Origin of the sequence: Kitasatospora mediocidica KCTC 9733 (assembly GCF_000744225.1) — a bacterium.
Taxonomy (GTDB): Bacteria; Actinomycetota; Actinomycetes; order Streptomycetales; family Streptomycetaceae; genus Kitasatospora; species Kitasatospora mediocidica.
The window spans coordinates 901,030-917,031 of the sequence record NZ_JQLN01000001.1 but is presented as its reverse complement, the minus strand read 5'-3'; the positions used below and the strand labels follow the sequence as shown (position 1 = coordinate 917,031).

Genomic DNA, 16,002 nt, shown 5'->3' with positions numbered 1-16,002 from the left:
CGAGTGACCGTGCATCAGAGCGTGACGTCCCCCAGGCAGCCCGGCGGACCGCTGCGGCGGTCCGGTGAGCGCCGGGGCCAGGAGCTGCTGAGTATCGGGGCGGTACTCGCGTTCCTGCGTGACGACTTCCCCGAAGTCACCATCTCCAAGATCCGCTTCCTGGAGGCGGAAGGCCTCGTCGAGCCGCAGCGCACCCCGTCCGGCTACCGGAAGTTCGGTGCGTCGGACGTCGAGCGGCTGGCGTACGTGCTGCGGATGCAGCGCGACCACTACCTGCCGTTGCGGGTGATCCGCGAGCACCTGGACGCGATCGAGCGTGGTGAGGCGCCCCCGGCGCTGCCGACGGCCGAGGCACGCCCGGGGCCGCTGGAGGAGGCCGACCGCGAGCTGGTCGCCGCCGCCGTCGCGCCGTCCGGCGTCCGGCTCGGCCGCGCCGAGCTGCTGGCCGCGGCCGGCGCGCAGGAGCGCGACCTCGTCGAGTGGGAGTCCTACGGCCTGGTGGTCGCGGGCCCGGACGGCGGCTATGACGCGGAGACCCTGCAGATCGCCCGGCTGGTCGCCGAACTCGGCCGGTTCGGCCTGGAGCCGCGCCACCTGCGGCAGGTGAAGGCCGCGGCCGAGCGGGAGATCGCCCTGGTGGACCAAGTGGTGGCACCGCTGCGCCGCCACCGCAACCCGCAGACCCGGGCGCACGCCGAGACCACGGCGCGCGAGCTGGCCACCCTCGCCGTTCGTCTGCACGCCACGATGGTGCAGTCGGGGCTCAGGGTCCGGCCGCAGTAAGGCATGCCGTGGACACCCCGAACGGTTGCGCACAGGCCCCGGCAGGCCGCGTCGGGGAGGGCCGCGCTTTCATATCCGCTTGTGGGGCCATAGGGTTGCCTTGTGAATGAGCTCGACGTTGTAGGTGTCCGGGTGGAGATGCCCTCCAACCAGCCGATCGTCCTGCTGCGCGAAGTGGGGGGTGATCGGTATCTGCCGATTTGGATCGGCCCTGGCGAGGCGACCGCGATCGCCTTCGCCCAACAGGGCATGACTCCGGTGCGGCCGCTGACGCACGACCTGTTCAAGGACGTGCTGGAGGCGCTCGGCCAGCAGCTGACCGAGGTCCGGATCACCGACCTGCGCGAGGGTGTGTTCTACGCCGAGCTGGTCTTCACCGGTGGTGTGGAGGTGAGCGCGCGCCCGTCCGACGCGATAGCGCTGGCGCTGCGTACCGGCACGCCGATCTACGGCGCGGAGGAGGTGCTCGCCGAGGCGGGCATCGCCATCCCGGACGAGCAGGAGGACGAGGTCGAGAAGTTCCGCGAGTTCCTCGACCAGGTCTCGCCGGAGGACTTCGGCGGCAACGCCCAGTAGCTCGGGCCGCCCGTGCGGCCACGTAGCGCCCGTGCCGTTCTGCTGTGATCGGCCGGGCGATCAGAGGGTGTCAGCGATGGCGGTCGGTTCGATCAGCTGTTTTGCCAAAATGTTCGGTCCTACCCACACTGGGGGCACGCGAAACCACTCTCCGGAGTGACACGGTTTCGCCAGCCCGGCGTGGCGATCGTTGACGCGTCTCGGACGACTGCCTACCGTCAGGGGTGGCCTACCGGGATGCGCTCCCGTGCGGGCGGAGGACGAGTGGACGGAGGTTGGCATGAGCAGCACCGGCGATGAGGCGGCCGTGGGAGGCCCGTGCGCCCTCCACATGCCTCGCGGCAGCCGTACGGTGATCGGTCGCTCCTGGGAGCAGCCGGAACCCGAGGCCCCGGCCGAGCTGCCGAGGGTCGGCCGCTTCCCGGCGGTCCAGGCCGGCCAGCCGGCGATCGAGCGGATCCCGCCGTCGTCCGCGCTGCTGGGCTACCGCGGCCCGACGGCCTGCACCGCCGCCGGCATCACCTATCGTCAGCTGGACTACTGGGCGCGCACCGGCCTGTTGGAGCCGAGCGTGCGGACGGCCGGGCCGGTGGGCGCGCAGCGGCTCTACAGCTTCCGCGACATCCTGGTCCTCAAGATCGTAAAGCGACTGTTGGACACCGGGGTCTCACTGCAGAACATCCGAGTGGCCGTCACCCATCTGCGCTCCACCGAGCTCGCCGACCTCGCCGGACTGACCCTGATGAGTGACGGCGCGACAGTCTACGAGTGCACCTCGCCCCAGCAGGTGGTCGACCTGCTGAAGGGCGGTCAGGGTGTCTTCGGTATCGCGGTCGGCGCGGTCTGGCAGGAGCTGGACGGCATGCTGGGCCGGCTGCACGCCGAGCGCACCGACACCGGCGAGACGCTGGTCGGCCACGACCCGGCGGACGAGCTGGCGCAGCGGCGCAACCGGGCGGTCTGACACCTCACACCTCCCGCCCGACACCGTCGGACACCCCTTCGCGCAGGCCCCGGGCGGAACCGCCCGGGGCCTGCGCGTCGTCCGGGCCGGTGAGTGGATCATCGTGATCCTCGGGGGAGGACGTATGCGGGCGGTGCTACGGATACCGGGCGGGCGGCGCGGACAGCGGCGGGCGTTCCAGGCGCTGGTGCTGTTCTGCGCGCTGGCGCTGGCACCGACCGCCTGGCTGTACTGCATGCAGCAGGGGCGGATCCGCGGCGTCGCGGACGTACCGGCCGAGCCGGTGGCGGTGGTGTTCGGCGCGGGGGAGGTGAACGGGGTGCCCTCCGACTATCTGGCGCACCGGCTGGACACCGCCCTGGCGCTCTTCCGGGCGCACAAGGTCCAGGCGATCCTGGTGACGGGTGACAACAGCCGGACCGATTACGACGAGCCGGGCGTGATGGACGACTACCTGGTGGCCCACGGGGTGCCCGCCGCGCGGGTGGTGCGTGACGACGCGGGCTTCGACACCTGGGACTCCTGCACCCGGGCCCGGCGGATCTTCGGGGTCGAGCACGCGGTGCTGGTCAGCCAGGACTTCCACCTCCGGCGCGCGTTGGCGGACTGCCGGGCGGCGGGGATCGACGCCTACGCCGTCGGGGCGTCCGAGCCGCACGACGCCACCTGGTACTACGGCAACCTGCGGGAGATTCCGGGGGCGGGCGAGGCCTCACTGGACGCGCTCCTCCACCCCGACCCGGCCCTGCTGGGCCACCCCGAACCCGGCGTCGCGCTGGCCCTGGCGGACGCGGCACGGCGCAGCTGAGCGCCCGCTGTCGTACCCGTGCGAGAAGATCGCCTCGTGCGGACACTGCCGAGCATCATCCACCTCGACATGGACGCCTTCTTCGCCTCGGTGGAGCAGGCGGCCAAGCCGAGCCTGCGCGGCAAGCCGGTGATCGTGGGCGGTCTGGGCGGCCGGGGTGTGGTCTCCACCTGCAGTTACGAGGCGCGGGTCTTTGGGGTGCACTCCGCCATGGCGATGGCCACCGCGCGGCGGCTGTGCCCGAACGCGGCCTTCCTGGTGCCACGGTTCGTCGCCTACCGCAGCCTGAGCGAGCAGGTGATGGCCATGATCCGCGAGCTCTCGCCGCTGGTCGAGCAGCTCAGCGTGGACGAGGCGTACGTCGACCTGGAGGCAGGTCCGTTCGGACCCGCGCTGGCGGCGGCGGCGCCGGGCGAGGGCGCGGAGCTGATCCGGGCGATCGCCCAGGACCTGCGCGCCGACATCCAGGAGCGGACCGGGCTGACCGCCTCCGTCGGTGCGGCCGGTTCCAAGCTGATGGCGAAGATCGCTTCGGAGGAGGCCAAGCCGGACGGCCTGGTGCTGGTGACGCCGGGGCAGGAGCGCACGGTGCTCGGCCCGATGTCCGTGCGGGCGCTGCCCGGCGTGGGCCCGGCCACCGAGCAGGCGCTGCGCCGGGTGGGCCTGAACACCGTCTCCGACATCGCCGACCTGCCGGAGAAGGAGCTGGTCCAGCTGCTCGGCAAGGCGCACGGGGTCGGGGTCTCGCTGATGGCGCACGGGGTGGACGACCGGGCGGTGGTGCCGGACCGGGACGCCAAGTCGATCTCGGTGGAGGACACCTTCGCGGTCGACCTGGCCGACCGCGGCGTGGTGCTGCGCGAGCTCGACGTCCTGGCGGTGCGCTGCGTGCACCGGCTGAGGGCTGCCGGGCGCTCGGGGCGCACGGTGGTGGTCAAGGTCCGCCGCTTCGACTTCAGCACGCTGACCCGCTCGGAGACGCTGCGCGGACCGACGGACGACGAGCGGGTGATCGTCGAAACGGCGCGTCGGCTGCTCTCCCAGGTCGAGATCACGGGCGGGATCCGGCTGCTCGGGGTCGGGGTGTCCCAGCTCGCCGAGTTCACCCAGGAGGACCTCTTCGCGCAGGCGGCCGCCGAGGCGGCGGAGGCGGAGGCGGAGGCCGAGGTGGCCGAGGTGACGGCGGTGGACGCCGACGAGGAGCCGGCCGAGGACGGTCCGGCCGCCGCACCGCTCTCGGCGGCGCCCGAGCGGCGGATCTGGCTGCCGGGCCAGGACGTCACGCACGAGGAGTACGGGCCCGGCTGGGTGCAGGGCAGCGGCGTGGGCCGGGTGACCGTCCGGTTCGAGACGCCGGACAGCCCGCCGGGGCGGGTGCGGACGTTCCTGGTGGACGACCCGCTGCTGGAGGCGTCCGAGCCGCTGCCGCTGCGCCCGGGGTGACGCCCCGGACAGCACAGCGGCGCCACCCGGAGGTCCGGATGGCGCCACTGTGTACGAGTGTCCGGCGGTGGCCCTCGATGCCCTCGTGGGCCGCCGCCGGCTTGCCCGCCGCCCGATCCCTTGGTCGGCGGGTGAAGGCGCCTCGTCAGGCGCCGGTCTTGGCCAGCTCGGGGCTGGTGGCCTGACCCGCGGCCGGAGCGGCCGGGCGGATCTGGCGGATCGCGAACGGGACGGCGGCGGCGACCAGGCAGACGGCCGCAGCGACCCAGTAGGCGTGCTTGTAGGCGTCCAGGGTCGGGATCTGGACGGGCAGCGGGATCGGCAGCTTCATGGTGTCGCCGGTCAGGATCGCGCCCATCACGGCGGTGCCGATGGCGCCACCGACGGTGCGCAGCACAGCGTTCATGCCGTTGGCGATGCCGCTCTGCTCGACCGGGACGGCGCCGTTGATGTAGGCCGGCATCGCGGCGTAGGCCATGCCCACGCCGAGGCCGAAGACCGCCGACGCGGCGTAGATGTTCCACTGCTGGCTGTGCTGGAGGGCGAGGAAGACCATCGAGGCCGAGCCGAACACGCCGCCGAGCACCAGCGGCAGACGCGGACCGCGCCGGGCGATCAGCAGGGCGCCGACCGGTGCGGCGACCATCGAACCGAGGGCCGAGGGCAGCAGCATGATGCCGGCGTGCAGCACGGTGGCGGTGAAGCCGTAGTGCGCGAGCTTCTCGGGCGTCTGGGTGAAGTTGCTGATCACCAGGAAGGAGCCGTACATCCCGAAGCCGATGAGCAGGCCGGAGATGTTGGTGAAGGCCACGGCCGGGCGGGCCATCATCTTCATGTCGACCAGCGGGTGGCTGACCCGGGTCTCGATGATGCCCCAGACCAGGGCGATCACCGCGGCCACGGCGAACAGGCCGAGGGTCTTGTTGGAGGTCCAGCCCCACTCGTTGCCCTGGCTGACGGCGATCAGCAGCGCGGAGAGCCAGCCGGCGAGGGTGATCGCGCCGAGCGGGTCGGCGCCGCCGGCCTTGTCGACCACCGGGTCCTTGGGGACGCGCAGGGCGACCAGGGCGAGCGCGATCAGACCGAAGATCAGGCCCATCCAGAAGATGGACTTGTAGTTCCAGTGCTCCAGCAGCAGGCCGGTGGCGACCAGGCCGAGGCCGCTGCCGACGCCCATGCTGGCGCTGATCGCGGCGACGCCGCCGGTGACCTTCTGCTTGGGCAGCTCGTCGCGGACGATGCTGATGGCCAGCGGCAGCACGCCACCGCCGGCGCCCTGCAGGACGCGGGCGACCACGAGCCAGGTGAAGGAGTGGGTGCTGACGGCGAGGCCGGAGCCGAGCACCAGACCGCCGAGCGAGATCAGCAGCATCGGCTTGCGGCCGCGCAGGTCGCCGAAGCGGCCGAGCAGCGGGGTGAGGACGGCGGCGGAGAGCAGGTTGGCCGTCATCAGCCAGGTGATGGTGGAGCCGTGGACGTTCAGCTCCTGGGCCAGCGACGGCAGGATCGGGACGACCGCCGTCTGCACCACGCTGAACGCCAGCATCGCCAGTACCAGGGCGGGGAGCACCCGGGAGCTGCTCTGCTTCTCGGCCGTCGCGGTGGGCTGTGGTGCCTCACTCACGGTGAATCCTCCAGTGCGTGCGCTTCGAGCGAGCTGCTTGAAGCTGGTGAAAGTCAATCAACTGAAGTAACCATGCCGAGAAGTGTTTCATGATGTCAAATATCGATGGCTGAATCTTTTGGACGCGCAGCGGCCCGGACCTGACGGTGCAGGTCCGGGCCGTGTTGCCGTCGTCGGCGGTGCTACGTGGTGCTGCCGTCGTGGATCTCCACCTGCTCGCGCCGGAGCTCGTCGCGGACCACCTCTTCCTCGGTGTACCGCTCGACCATCAGCCGCACCCGCTCCATCGGCGCGACGAACTTGCGCACCGTCGGACGCTCCTCGTGCAGCGTGACCTCCTCGACCGCCTCGGCGATCTCCTGCTCGGAGAGGGTGGCGTGCTCGGCCTCGCCGACCGGCACCCGCTCCACCCGGACCCGCTCGCGGACCACCGGGACCCGCCGCTCCACCGCCTCGGTGACCACGTACTTGCGCAGCCGGGCGGTCCCGATCACGTGCCACTCGTTGGTGATCTCCAGGCGCTCCTCGCGCAGCGTCAGCTCGACCGGGCCGGGCGGCGGCATGGTCGCCTGGCCGTGCGCCGCGCCGCTCTTCGGGGCGGCGGCGTGCACGGGGTCCGGTGTGGTCGCCTTGGTGCTCGTGCCCACCGGCTTGTCCAGGCCCACCGTCGTCGGCGCGACCACCGGGGCGCTGCTGGGCTGCGGGGGTGCGGCCGAGGTGGCGGTGGAGGTCGAGGTGGCGTTCGCCAGCGGGCGGGCCGTCGTGGTCGCGGCGGCGGCCGCGGCCATCGGGGCCGCCATCTGCGCCGGGGTGGGCGTCGCGGTGGTGACCGAGCCGAAGTCGAGGTCGTCGCTCTTGCGCCCGTGCATCGCCGAGTCGCCGGCCGTCGAGCGGTCGGCGCCGGGGGAGTCCAGGCCGTAGTAGCGGTAGAGCTGGAGCTCCTGCGCGGGCGAGAGGTGCTGGCCCACGCCGAAGTCCGGCGAGTCCTTGATCAGCGACTTGTCGTACGGGACGCGCAGTTCCTCGCCGGAGAACTCGCTGGTGGTCAGCGGGACGAAGGCGTCCCGCCCGAAGATCCCGGTCCGCACGGCGGCCCACTCCGGTTCGCCGGTCGCGTCGTCGAGGTAGACCTCGTCCACCGTGCCGATCTTGTCGCCGTTGCGGTCGACGGCCTTGTGCCCGATCAGGTCTCGGGGGTCGATGTCGGTCTGCACGCTGTTCCTCCTGTGGGCTGCTGCGGCCTCCGTTCACACCAAAAGGCACGAAGCGGACAGCAGCGAGCGGAGCGCCGCCGTCCGGGCGCAGGCTGCGCCGTCCGGGTGAGTGGCATCGATCACCCAACCGGTGATCGAACCGGTCTCCGCTGGTACCCTGGGCGCGACCGCCGAACCCGCTCGGGAGAGTCCTCGCCCCTCGTACGTGAGGGGATCGGGGCGCCGAAGGAGCAACTCCTCCCCGGAATCTCTCAGGCATCCGTACCGTGTGGGATAGGTCACTCTGGAAAGCAGGGCAGGACCGCCGGCGAGGGAGCCGACGGCCACCACCCTCACCGACGGTGCAAGCCGACGGGGCAGCAGCCCCGCGCGGGCGAAGCTCTCAGGTCCCGATGACAGAGGGGGAGGCCTGTTGGGCTCGTCCGTCCCAGGTCGACCCGCTGTCACAGCGGCGAAGGCCTACCGGCGTGCGTGCCCCCGCCGGTCCGTGACCAGGAGGCCTCGACCACCATGAATGCCCAGCCGACCGCCGGTCGCCCCCACAGCTCCGCGACGCTCACCGAGCTCGAACTCGCCAGCCCGTTCGAGTCCCGCCACATCGGCCCCGACAGCGCCGCGCAGGCCAAGATGCTGGCGCACGTGGGCTACAGCTCGCTCGACGACCTCTCCGCCGCCGCCGTGCCCGAGGCGATCCGCAGCATCACCGGCCTGGACCTGCCGGCCGGTCGCAGCGAGGCCCAGGTGCTCGCCGAGCTGCGCGAGCTGGCCGGCCGCAACCAGGTGCTCACGCCGATGATCGGCCTGGGCTACTACGGCACGTTCACCCCGCCGGTGATCCTGCGCAACGTCATGGAGAACCCGTCCTGGTACACGGCCTACACGCCGTACCAGCCGGAGATCTCGCAGGGCCGCCTGGAGGCGCTGCTCAACTTCCAGACCGTGGTCTCCGACCTGACCGGTCTGGCCACCTCCGGCTCCTCCCTGCTGGACGAGGGCACGGCCGCCGCCGAGGCGATGGCGCTGGCCCGTCGGGTCACCAAGGTCAAGGGCGGCGTCTTCCTGGTCGACGCCGACACGCTGCCGCAGACCATCGCGGTGATCCAGACCCGCGCCGAGCCGACCGGTGTCGAGGTCGTCGTCGCCGACCTCTCCGACGGCATCCCGGCCGAGATCGCCGAGCGCGGCGTCTTCGGCATGCTGCTCCAGTACCCCGGTGCCTCGGGCGCGGTGCGCGACCTGACCGCCGTGATCGAACAGGCCCACGGCCTGGGCGCGGTCGTCGCGGTCGCCGCCGACCTGCTGGCGCTGACCCTGCTGAAGTCCCCCGGCTCGCTCGGCGCCGACATCGCGTGCGGCACCTCGCAGCGCTTCGGCGTCCCGATGGGCTTCGGCGGCCCGCACGCCGGCTACCTGGCCGTGCGCGCCGAGTACGCCCGCAACCTGCCCGGTCGGCTGGTCGGCGTCTCGGTCGACGCCGACGGCAACCGCGCGTACCGGCTGGCGCTGCAGACCCGTGAGCAGCACATCCGCCGCGAGAAGGCCACCAGCAACATCTGTACCGCTCAGGTGCTGCTCGCGGTGATGGCCTCGATGTACGCGGTCTACCACGGCCCGGACGGCCTGGCCGACATCGCCCGCCGCACCCACCGCTACGCCGCCGCCCTCGCGGCCGGCCTGCGCGCCGGCGGCGTCGAGCTGCTGCACGGCGAGTTCTTCGACACCGTCACCGCCCGCGTCGCGGGCCGCGCCGCCGAGGTGGTGGCCGCCGCCCGCGAGGCCGGCGTGAACCTCTACCAGGACGGCGACGACCTGGTCTCGATCTCCTGCGACGAGACCACCACCCGCGAGCACCTGGAGACGGTCTGGACCGCGTTCGGCGTCATCGGCGCCGAGGTGGCCGAGGTCGCCGACGCGCTGCCCGCCGGGCTGCTGCGCGAGGACGAGTACCTGACCCACCCGGTCTTCCACAGCCACCGTTCGGAGACCGCGATGCTGCGCTACCTGCGCCGCCTCTCGGACCGGGACTACGCGCTGGACCGCGGCATGATCCCGCTGGGCTCGTGCACCATGAAGCTCAACGCCACCACCGAGATGGAGGCGGTCACCTGGCCGGAGTTCGGCCAGCTGCACCCCTTCGCCCCGATCGAGCAGGCCCAGGGCTACCTGACCCTGATCCGCCAGCTGGAGCAGCAGCTCGTCGAGGTGACCGGCTACGACGCCGTGTCCATCCAGCCGAACGCCGGTTCGCAGGGCGAGCTGGCCGGCCTGCTGGCGGTGCGCGCCTACCACCACGCCAACGGCGACACCCAGCGTGACGTCTGCCTGATCCCGGCCTCGGCGCACGGCACCAACGCGGCCTCCGCCGCGATGGCCGGCATGCGGGTGGTCGTGGTCAAGACGCTGACCGACGGTGACGTGGACGTCGAGGACCTGCAGGCCAAGATCGAGCAGCACCGCGACCAGCTCGCGGTCCTGATGGTCACCTACCCGTCCACGCACGGTGTCTTCGAGACCCAGATCACCGACATCTGTGCCGCCGTGCACGAGGCCGGCGGCCAGGTCTACGTGGACGGCGCCAACCTGAACGCGCTGGTCGGCCTCGCCAAGCCGGGCAAGTTCGGGGCGGACGTCTCGCACCTGAACCTGCACAAGACCTTCTGCATCCCGCACGGCGGCGGCGGCCCGGGCGTCGGCCCGGTCGCGGTTCGCGCGCACCTCGCGCCGTACCTGCCCAACCACCCGCTGCAGAGCGAGGCGGGCCCGGCCACCGGCGTCGGCCCGATCTCGGCGGCGCCGTGGGGCTCGGCGGCGATCCTGCCGATCTCCTGGGCGTATGTCCGGCTGATGGGTGGCGAGGGCCTCAAGCGCGCGACCCAGGTCGCCGTGCTGAACGCCAACTACATCGCAAAGCGCCTCGCGCCGTCCTTCCCGGTGCTCTACACCGGCCCCGGCGGACTGGTCGCGCACGAGTGCATCATCGACCTGCGCCCGCTCACCAAGGCGACCGGCGTGACCGTGGACGACATCGCCAAGCGCCTGATCGACTACGGCTTCCACGCGCCGACGATGTCGTTCCCGGTGGCCGGCACGCTGATGATCGAGCCCACCGAGTCCGAGGACCTGCACGAGATCGACCGGTTCTGCGCCGCGATGATCGAGATTCGTGCGGAGATCGAGAAGGTCGGCACCGGTGACTGGGACGCGGTCGACAACCCGCTGCACCACGCGCCGCACACCGCCGCCACGATGGCCGGCGACTGGGAGCACGCCTACTCGCGCGCCGAGGCGGTCTTCCCCGCAGGGGTGAACCCGGCGGACAAGTACTGGCCGCCGGTGAGCCGGATCGACGGCGCGTACGGCGACCGCAACCTGGTCTGCTCCTGCCCGCCGATGGACGCGTACGACGCCTGAGTCCTGGTGTCGGCATGACGGAGGCCCGGCAGCGGAGTGGATCCGCTGCCGGGCCTCCGGCCGTCCCGGCCCCGGTGCTGCCGAGGGCGCTCAGGCGGCGATGGCCAACGCGCGGTGCGGGGCGATCACCCGGCCGTCCGGCAGCAGCTCGCCGGTGTCCTCGAAGAGCAGGACGCCGTTGCAGAGCAGGCTCCAGCCCTGCTCGGGGTGGCGGGCGACCGGGATGGCCGCTTCCCGGTCGGCGGACTCGGCCGACGGGCACTCAGGTCGGTGCTGGCACATCTTCGTACCTCGCTCTGTTCGCGATCCTCGCCCCCGCAGCGGCCCCGCGACCCGCCGGGCCGAGGTGTCGTGCCGATGATCGGATCCTGTCCGGCCGGCCCAGGTGTGAGTCGGCACTTCTGTGGGTAGGACAGGGGGTCCTTCCACGCTGGTTCCCAGTGTCGGCATCCAGCGGCCGTCCCGCAGCAGTTTGGTGACTTGCGCCACAACTCTGGGTCAGAGATCACCCATTCAGATGGCTCCGGCGAGCGCCCGGTGCCGAACGGGTCACCCGGCCGGTGGCCCGGCCGGGTGGGGCGAGGTAGTCCGTCCGGGTGTCCCGTCCACCCGGCGGGACAAGTCGGCGGGGTGGGTCAGAACGCCGGGACGGCCGCGAGCGGCGCCGAGACGGTGGTCGTGGTGGGACGGGCGAGCAGGCCGAGGAGCTCGGCGGCGGGGTAGGCGCGGTGGGCGGTGACGCCCAGGGGAGCCGGCGCGAGCGGGATCAGCAGGTCGCCGTCCGCATCGGTGTCGGTGCAGTGCAGCCAGAGCGCGGTGGCGTAGTGGCCCGGCATCGACAGCAGGCGCGGCTGGTGCCGCGAGCGCAGCGGATGGGCCAGCTGCCATGCCTGCGACAGCGCCTGGACGGTGGAGTCCAGATACGGACCGGCCGCGAAGTGCGAGAACGTATGGCCCTCGGCTGCCCGTACCACCTCGGCCGCCGCCACCACCTCGCCCCCGTGCTTGATCAGGAACCGCCACCCGGTACGCGGCGCCGTGGCCAGCGCGCGCGTACTGCCACCCCCGGGCGGCAGCTGGTGCACGGCCAGGGGGTGGGCCGGCAGCAGGGGGCCGGTGGGACTGCGCAGCGGTCCGGCCCCCGACTGCCGCAGGGCGGCGTCGGAGGTCAGCGCGGCCAGAACGGCACGCAGGGCACTGGGCGGGGGCTGGGGCGTTTGCAGGGTCATGGCGGGTCGCCTCTCCGTGCGAGATCGGCGTGCGAATGCGGCATACCGGCGTGGCGCGACAAGGCCGGGTCCGGTTGGGCGTGATCGCGTGGCTGGGCGCGGGAGCGGACTCCGCGGCACGCAGGGGAGCCGCGCCGGCTCGGGGCCGGATCGGCTTGCAGCGCGGAGTCTACTCGAACAAGTGCGCAGGGTGACCTGTTTATCACCTTCCGTGGGGGTCGGCAAGTCGGGGACTAGCTGACGCACCGTCAGACATCGTGTGTCGCACGGCATTCAGTGGCATCGGGTATCGATCTTCCGGGTGGGCATGATGGATGCACGGTGGATCCGGCCGAGGAGGGCACACCCATGGGGGAGAAGGTCGTCGCGAGCCGCGCGGACCTGTCGGACCGGCAGCAGTACCGACGCAAGCTGCAGTCCTGTCTGGAGGCACTGGAGCGCATGCTCAGGGAGGGCCGTTTCGACCGTCCCAAGGCCATGATGGGCCTGGAGATCGAGCTCAACCTGGCCGACGAGCAGGGCTTACCGGTGATGCGCAACGACCAGGTGCTCTCGGCGATCGGTTCGAGCGACTTCCAGACCGAGCTGGGCCAGTTCAACATCGAGGTCAACATCGCCCCGCACCGGCTGACCGGGCACGTCTTCGAGGAGCTGCGCGAGGAGATCGACACCGGGCTGCGCTACGCCGACCGGCAGGCCGCCGAGGCCGGCGCCCGGATCGTCATGGTGGGCGTGCTGCCGACGCTGGGCGTCGAGCACACCGGCCTGGACGCGATGTCCCACAACAACCGGTACAGCCTGCTCAGCGACCAGATCATGGCCGCCCGCGGCGAGGACATCGCGCTGGACATCGAGGGGGTCGAGCACCTGGTGCTGGACTCCGTGTCGATGGTGGCGGAGGCTGCGGCCACCTCGTTGCAGCTGCACCTGCAGGTCACCCCCGACCGGTTCGCCTCGGTCTGGAACGCGGCCCAGGCGATCTCCTCCGTCCAGGTGGCCCTGGGGGCGAACTCGCCGTTCCTGTTCGGCCGGGAGCTGTGGCGGGAGACCCGTCCGGTCCTCTTCCAGCAGGCCTGCGACACCCGTTCGGCGGAGCTCAAGGCGCAGGGCGTGCGCCCGATCACCTGGTTCGGCGAGCGCTGGGTGGACACCCCGCTCGAACTGTTCGCCGAGAACCTGCGCTACTTCCCGGCGCTGCTGCCGATCTGCGACGACGAGGACCCGATCAAGGTGCTGGCCTCCGGCGGGGTCCCGCGGCTCGGCGAACTGCGGCTGCACAACGGCACCATCTACCGCTGGAACCGCCCGGTCTACGACGTGGCCGACGGAGTGGCGCACCTGCGGGTGGAGAACCGCTGCCTGCCGGCCGGCCCCACGGTCGCCGACACGCTGGCCAACGCCGCCTTCTACTACGGGCTGGTCCGGGCGCTCGGTGAACAACCCCGGCCGATCTGGAGCCGGCTGCCGTTCGACCGGGCGGCCCGCAACTTCGACACCGCGGCCCGCTACGGCATCGACGCCGTACTGGCCTGGCCGAAGCAGGGACGCGCGGGGCGCGGGGCGCTGACCGAGGTGCCGGTGGTCGACCTGGTGCTCGGCGAGCTGCTGCCGCTGGCTCAGCAGGGCCTGGACGAGTGGGGCGTGCAGCCGTCCGACCGGGACCGCTACCTCGGCATCATCGAGCAGCGCTGCCTGCGCCGCACCAACGGCGCCTCCTGGCAGGCGGCCACCGTCCACCAGCTGCGCGAGCGGTACGGGATGGACCGCGGCGCGGCGCTGGCCACCATGACCCGTCGCTACATGGAGTACATGCGCACGGGGGAACCCGTCCACAGCTGGCCGGTGGCCTGACTTCGCGAGCCTGTTGAGCGGCCTCTTCCCGGGTCGCCTCATCGTCCTATGGCAGGATCATCGGCCATGATGATCGCACCGACCGAGCAGCCTGCGGACGCCCAGCCGTCCCCGCCCCTCACCCGCAAACTGCTCGGGGTGGAGCTGCTGATCGTCCTCGGGCTCTCGCTCGGCGCCAGCGGGCTCAGCGCCGTGATCAGCTTCGTCGACTCGGTGACCCGGACGGTCTCGCTCGGGCAGCAGATCGCGCCGCTCAACTCCTCCCTCGCGCCCGGCCGGCCGTGGATCGACCTGGCCTGGCAGCTGTACTACGTCGGACGCGGCCTGATGCCGGTGGTCCTGGTCGGGTACCTGCTGGTGCGCGAGGGCAGCTCGCTGCGGGTGCTCGGCTTCGACCTGCGCCGCAAGCTCTCCGACCTCGGCCGGGGGGCGATGGTGGCCGCCGCGATCGGCGGCTCGGGGCTCGCGCTCTACCTGGGCTCGCGCGCGGCGGGCTTCAACCTCACCGTCGTTCCGTCCGGCCTGCCGGACGTCTGGTGGCGGATCCCGGTGCTGATCGCCTCGGCCTGCCAGAACGCGGTGCTGGAGGAGGTGGTCGTCCTCGGCTACCTGGTCCGCCGGCTCGGCCAGCGCGGCTGGGGGTGGCCCGCCACGGTGGCCGCCAGCTCGGTGCTGCGCGGGTCGTACCACCTCTACCAGGGAGTCGGCGGGCTCGTCGGCAACATGGTGATGGGCGCGGTGTTCTGCCTGCTGTACCGCCGTTGGGGGCGGGTGATGCCGCTGGTGGTGGCGCACGCGCTGATCGACACCGTGGCCTTCGTCGGCTACGTGCTGCTGGCCGGGCACGTCAGCTGGCTGCCGACCGGCTGACGGAGCCCGGTGCGCCGCGTCCGGCTCACGGGGTGCTGTGGAGCGTCCCGTCCAGCACGGTGACGGCGTGGCCGGAGAGCAGCACCCTGCCGCGGCCCTCGGCCGGCGGGATCCCGTTCGTGCGCAGCTCGCAGCGGATCAGGCCGCCGCGCGGGGAGGCCTGGTAGCCGGTCAGCACACCGTCGGGGCGGTCCAGGCGCTCGGCCCAGAGCGGGGCCAGCGCGGTGTGGGCGCTGCCGGTGACCGGGTCCTCGGCCACGCCGGCCGCCGGCGCGAAGTAGCGGGAGACGAAGTCGTAGCCGTCCGAGGCGTCCTCGGCCTGGGCGGTGACCACCACGCCGCGGGCGTCCTGGCAGGTGACGGCGGCCAGGTCGGGGGAGAGGCCGCGTACGGAGTGCTCGCTGCGCAGCAGCGCCACCAGGACGTCCAGCGCTCCGGTGGTCCAGCAGCCGACGACCCGGGTGCCGAGCGCCTCCTCCAGGCCGGCGGGGATCTCGACGGACTGCAGGGTCGCGGCGGGGAAGTCCAGGCAGATCGTGCCGTCCGTCCGGGTGGCGGCGGTCAGTACCCCGCTGAGCGTGCTGAACCGGGCCGGTCCGTCGTCGATCAAGCCCTCGGTGCGCAGCGCGTGCGCGGTGGCCAGCGTGCCGTGGCCGCAGAGCGGGACCTCGGTGACGGGCGTGAACCAGCGCAGCGCCCACTCGGCCCCGGCCCGGACGACCTCCTCGGCCGGCAGCGGGCGGACGAACGCGGTCTCCGACAGGTTCATCTCGCGGGCCACCTGACGCATCCACCGCTCGGCCGGCCAGTCCGGGCCTTCGAGCAGGCAGACGGCGGCCGGGTTCCCGGCGAAGGGGCGCTCGGTGAACGCGTCGATGATTTTGATCCGCATTCCGCGAGCTTAGACCGCTGGGGAACGCCGGTACGGCGGTGGGGAGCGGTCGACCGACCACTCCCCACCGCCGTGTACGGCTCAGCCCTGAGCGGCTGCCGCCTCGCGGACCTCCGCGTAGGGCGCGAGCTTGCGCAGCGACTCGATGTTCTTCAGCAACTGCTCCTTGGTTTCGTGCGCATCGCCGACCACGACGACGGCTCCGTTGCTCGCCTTGAGCCGGAACCGGTGCATGCCGCTCTCGTCGGTGTAGAGCTCGAACTTCCCTGCCATGGAGATTCACCTCTCGTACTGGGTCAGCCCCCTCCTGACGCACCGTAGGTCGGGCGGCGGGCCG

The 16,002-nt window shown here is 72.1% G+C and carries 14 protein-coding genes and 1 riboswitch; of the genes, 8 read left to right on the top strand and 6 right to left on the bottom strand.

The genetic code is table 11. From position 1 onward, the window contains the following. Positions 1–51 precede the first annotated feature (51 nt). The 5 genes from ftsR (at position 52) to BS80_RS03680 (ending at position 4,574) form a co-directional block, all read left to right on the top strand. Positions 52–783 carry a transcriptional regulator FtsR gene (ftsR, locus tag BS80_RS03700; protein WP_035793274.1) on the top strand — a complete coding sequence of 244 codons (732 nt, stop codon included), beginning with the start codon at positions 52–54 and terminating at the stop codon, positions 781–783. Positions 784–885: 102 nt separating this feature from the next. Next, entirely contained in the window at positions 886–1,359 is a 474-nt protein-coding gene (locus BS80_RS03695) for a bifunctional nuclease family protein (RefSeq protein WP_035792482.1), read from the top strand. 280 nt (positions 1,360–1,639) lie between these two features. Continuing rightward, a complete protein-coding gene (locus BS80_RS03690; protein WP_035792479.1) occupies positions 1,640–2,323 on the top strand; it encodes a MerR family transcriptional regulator in 684 nt (227 codons plus the stop codon). 124 nt (positions 2,324–2,447) lie between these two features. Further along, a complete protein-coding gene (locus tag BS80_RS03685) occupies positions 2,448–3,131 on the top strand; it encodes a SanA/YdcF family protein (protein WP_083974153.1) in 684 nt (227 codons plus the stop codon). A gap of 36 nt (positions 3,132–3,167) precedes the next feature. Next, a complete protein-coding gene (locus tag BS80_RS03680; protein ID WP_035792476.1) occupies positions 3,168–4,574 on the top strand; it encodes a DNA polymerase IV in 1,407 nt (468 codons plus the stop codon). Positions 4,575–4,719: 145 nt separating this feature from the next. On the opposite strand, the gene BS80_RS03675 is transcribed toward BS80_RS03680, so the two are convergent. Both BS80_RS03675 and BS80_RS38485 read right to left on the bottom strand, forming a co-directional pair. Then, positions 4,720–6,198 carry an MFS transporter gene (locus tag BS80_RS03675; protein ID WP_035792474.1) on the bottom strand — a complete coding sequence of 493 codons (1,479 nt, stop codon included), beginning with the start codon at positions 6,196–6,198 and terminating at the stop codon, positions 4,720–4,722. A gap of 182 nt (positions 6,199–6,380) precedes the next feature. Continuing rightward, positions 6,381–7,412 (bottom strand): PRC and DUF2382 domain-containing protein, encoded by a 1,032-nt coding sequence (locus tag BS80_RS38485; protein ID WP_063771875.1) that lies wholly within the window; start codon positions 7,410–7,412, stop codon positions 6,381–6,383. A 171-nt stretch (positions 7,413–7,583) separates the two neighbouring features. After that, positions 7,584–7,689: riboswitch (glycine riboswitch) on the top strand. A 233-nt stretch (positions 7,690–7,922) separates the two neighbouring features. Between BS80_RS38485 and gcvP the strand changes: the two genes are divergently transcribed. After that, positions 7,923–10,823, top strand: coding sequence for an aminomethyl-transferring glycine dehydrogenase (gene gcvP, locus BS80_RS03665; RefSeq protein WP_035792472.1), 2,901 nt, complete (start codon positions 7,923–7,925; stop codon positions 10,821–10,823). Between the two features lie 90 nt (positions 10,824–10,913). Here the strand turns inward: gcvP and BS80_RS03660 are convergent, their stop codons facing one another. Further along, positions 10,914–11,105 carry a DUF5999 family protein gene (locus tag BS80_RS03660; protein ID WP_035792468.1) on the bottom strand — a complete coding sequence of 64 codons (192 nt, stop codon included), beginning with the start codon at positions 11,103–11,105 and terminating at the stop codon, positions 10,914–10,916. A gap of 353 nt (positions 11,106–11,458) precedes the next feature. Then, on the bottom strand, positions 11,459–12,052 hold the full coding sequence (locus BS80_RS03655) for a hypothetical protein (protein WP_035792466.1): 594 nt from the start codon (positions 12,050–12,052) through the stop codon (positions 11,459–11,461). 348 nt (positions 12,053–12,400) lie between these two features. Between BS80_RS03655 and BS80_RS03650 the strand changes: the two genes are divergently transcribed. Next, the gene (locus BS80_RS03650; protein WP_035792464.1) at positions 12,401–13,903 is read left to right on the top strand and encodes a glutamate--cysteine ligase family protein; all 1,503 of its coding nucleotides are present in this window, start codon (positions 12,401–12,403) and stop codon (positions 13,901–13,903) included. Positions 13,904–13,969: 66 nt separating this feature from the next. Further along, positions 13,970–14,773: a CPBP family intramembrane glutamic endopeptidase gene (locus tag BS80_RS03645; protein WP_408607333.1), complete on the top strand. Its 804-nt coding sequence runs from the start codon at positions 13,970–13,972 to the stop codon at positions 14,771–14,773. 25 nt (positions 14,774–14,798) lie between these two features. On the opposite strand, the gene BS80_RS03640 is transcribed toward BS80_RS03645, so the two are convergent. Both BS80_RS03640 and BS80_RS03635 read right to left on the bottom strand, forming a co-directional pair. Continuing rightward, entirely contained in the window at positions 14,799–15,665 is an 867-nt protein-coding gene (locus BS80_RS03640; protein ID WP_035792463.1) for a PhzF family phenazine biosynthesis protein, read from the bottom strand. Between the two features lie 81 nt (positions 15,666–15,746). Next, positions 15,747–15,938: a YegP family protein gene (locus BS80_RS03635; RefSeq protein WP_035792462.1), complete on the bottom strand. Its 192-nt coding sequence runs from the start codon at positions 15,936–15,938 to the stop codon at positions 15,747–15,749. Positions 15,939–16,002 lie beyond the last annotated feature (64 nt).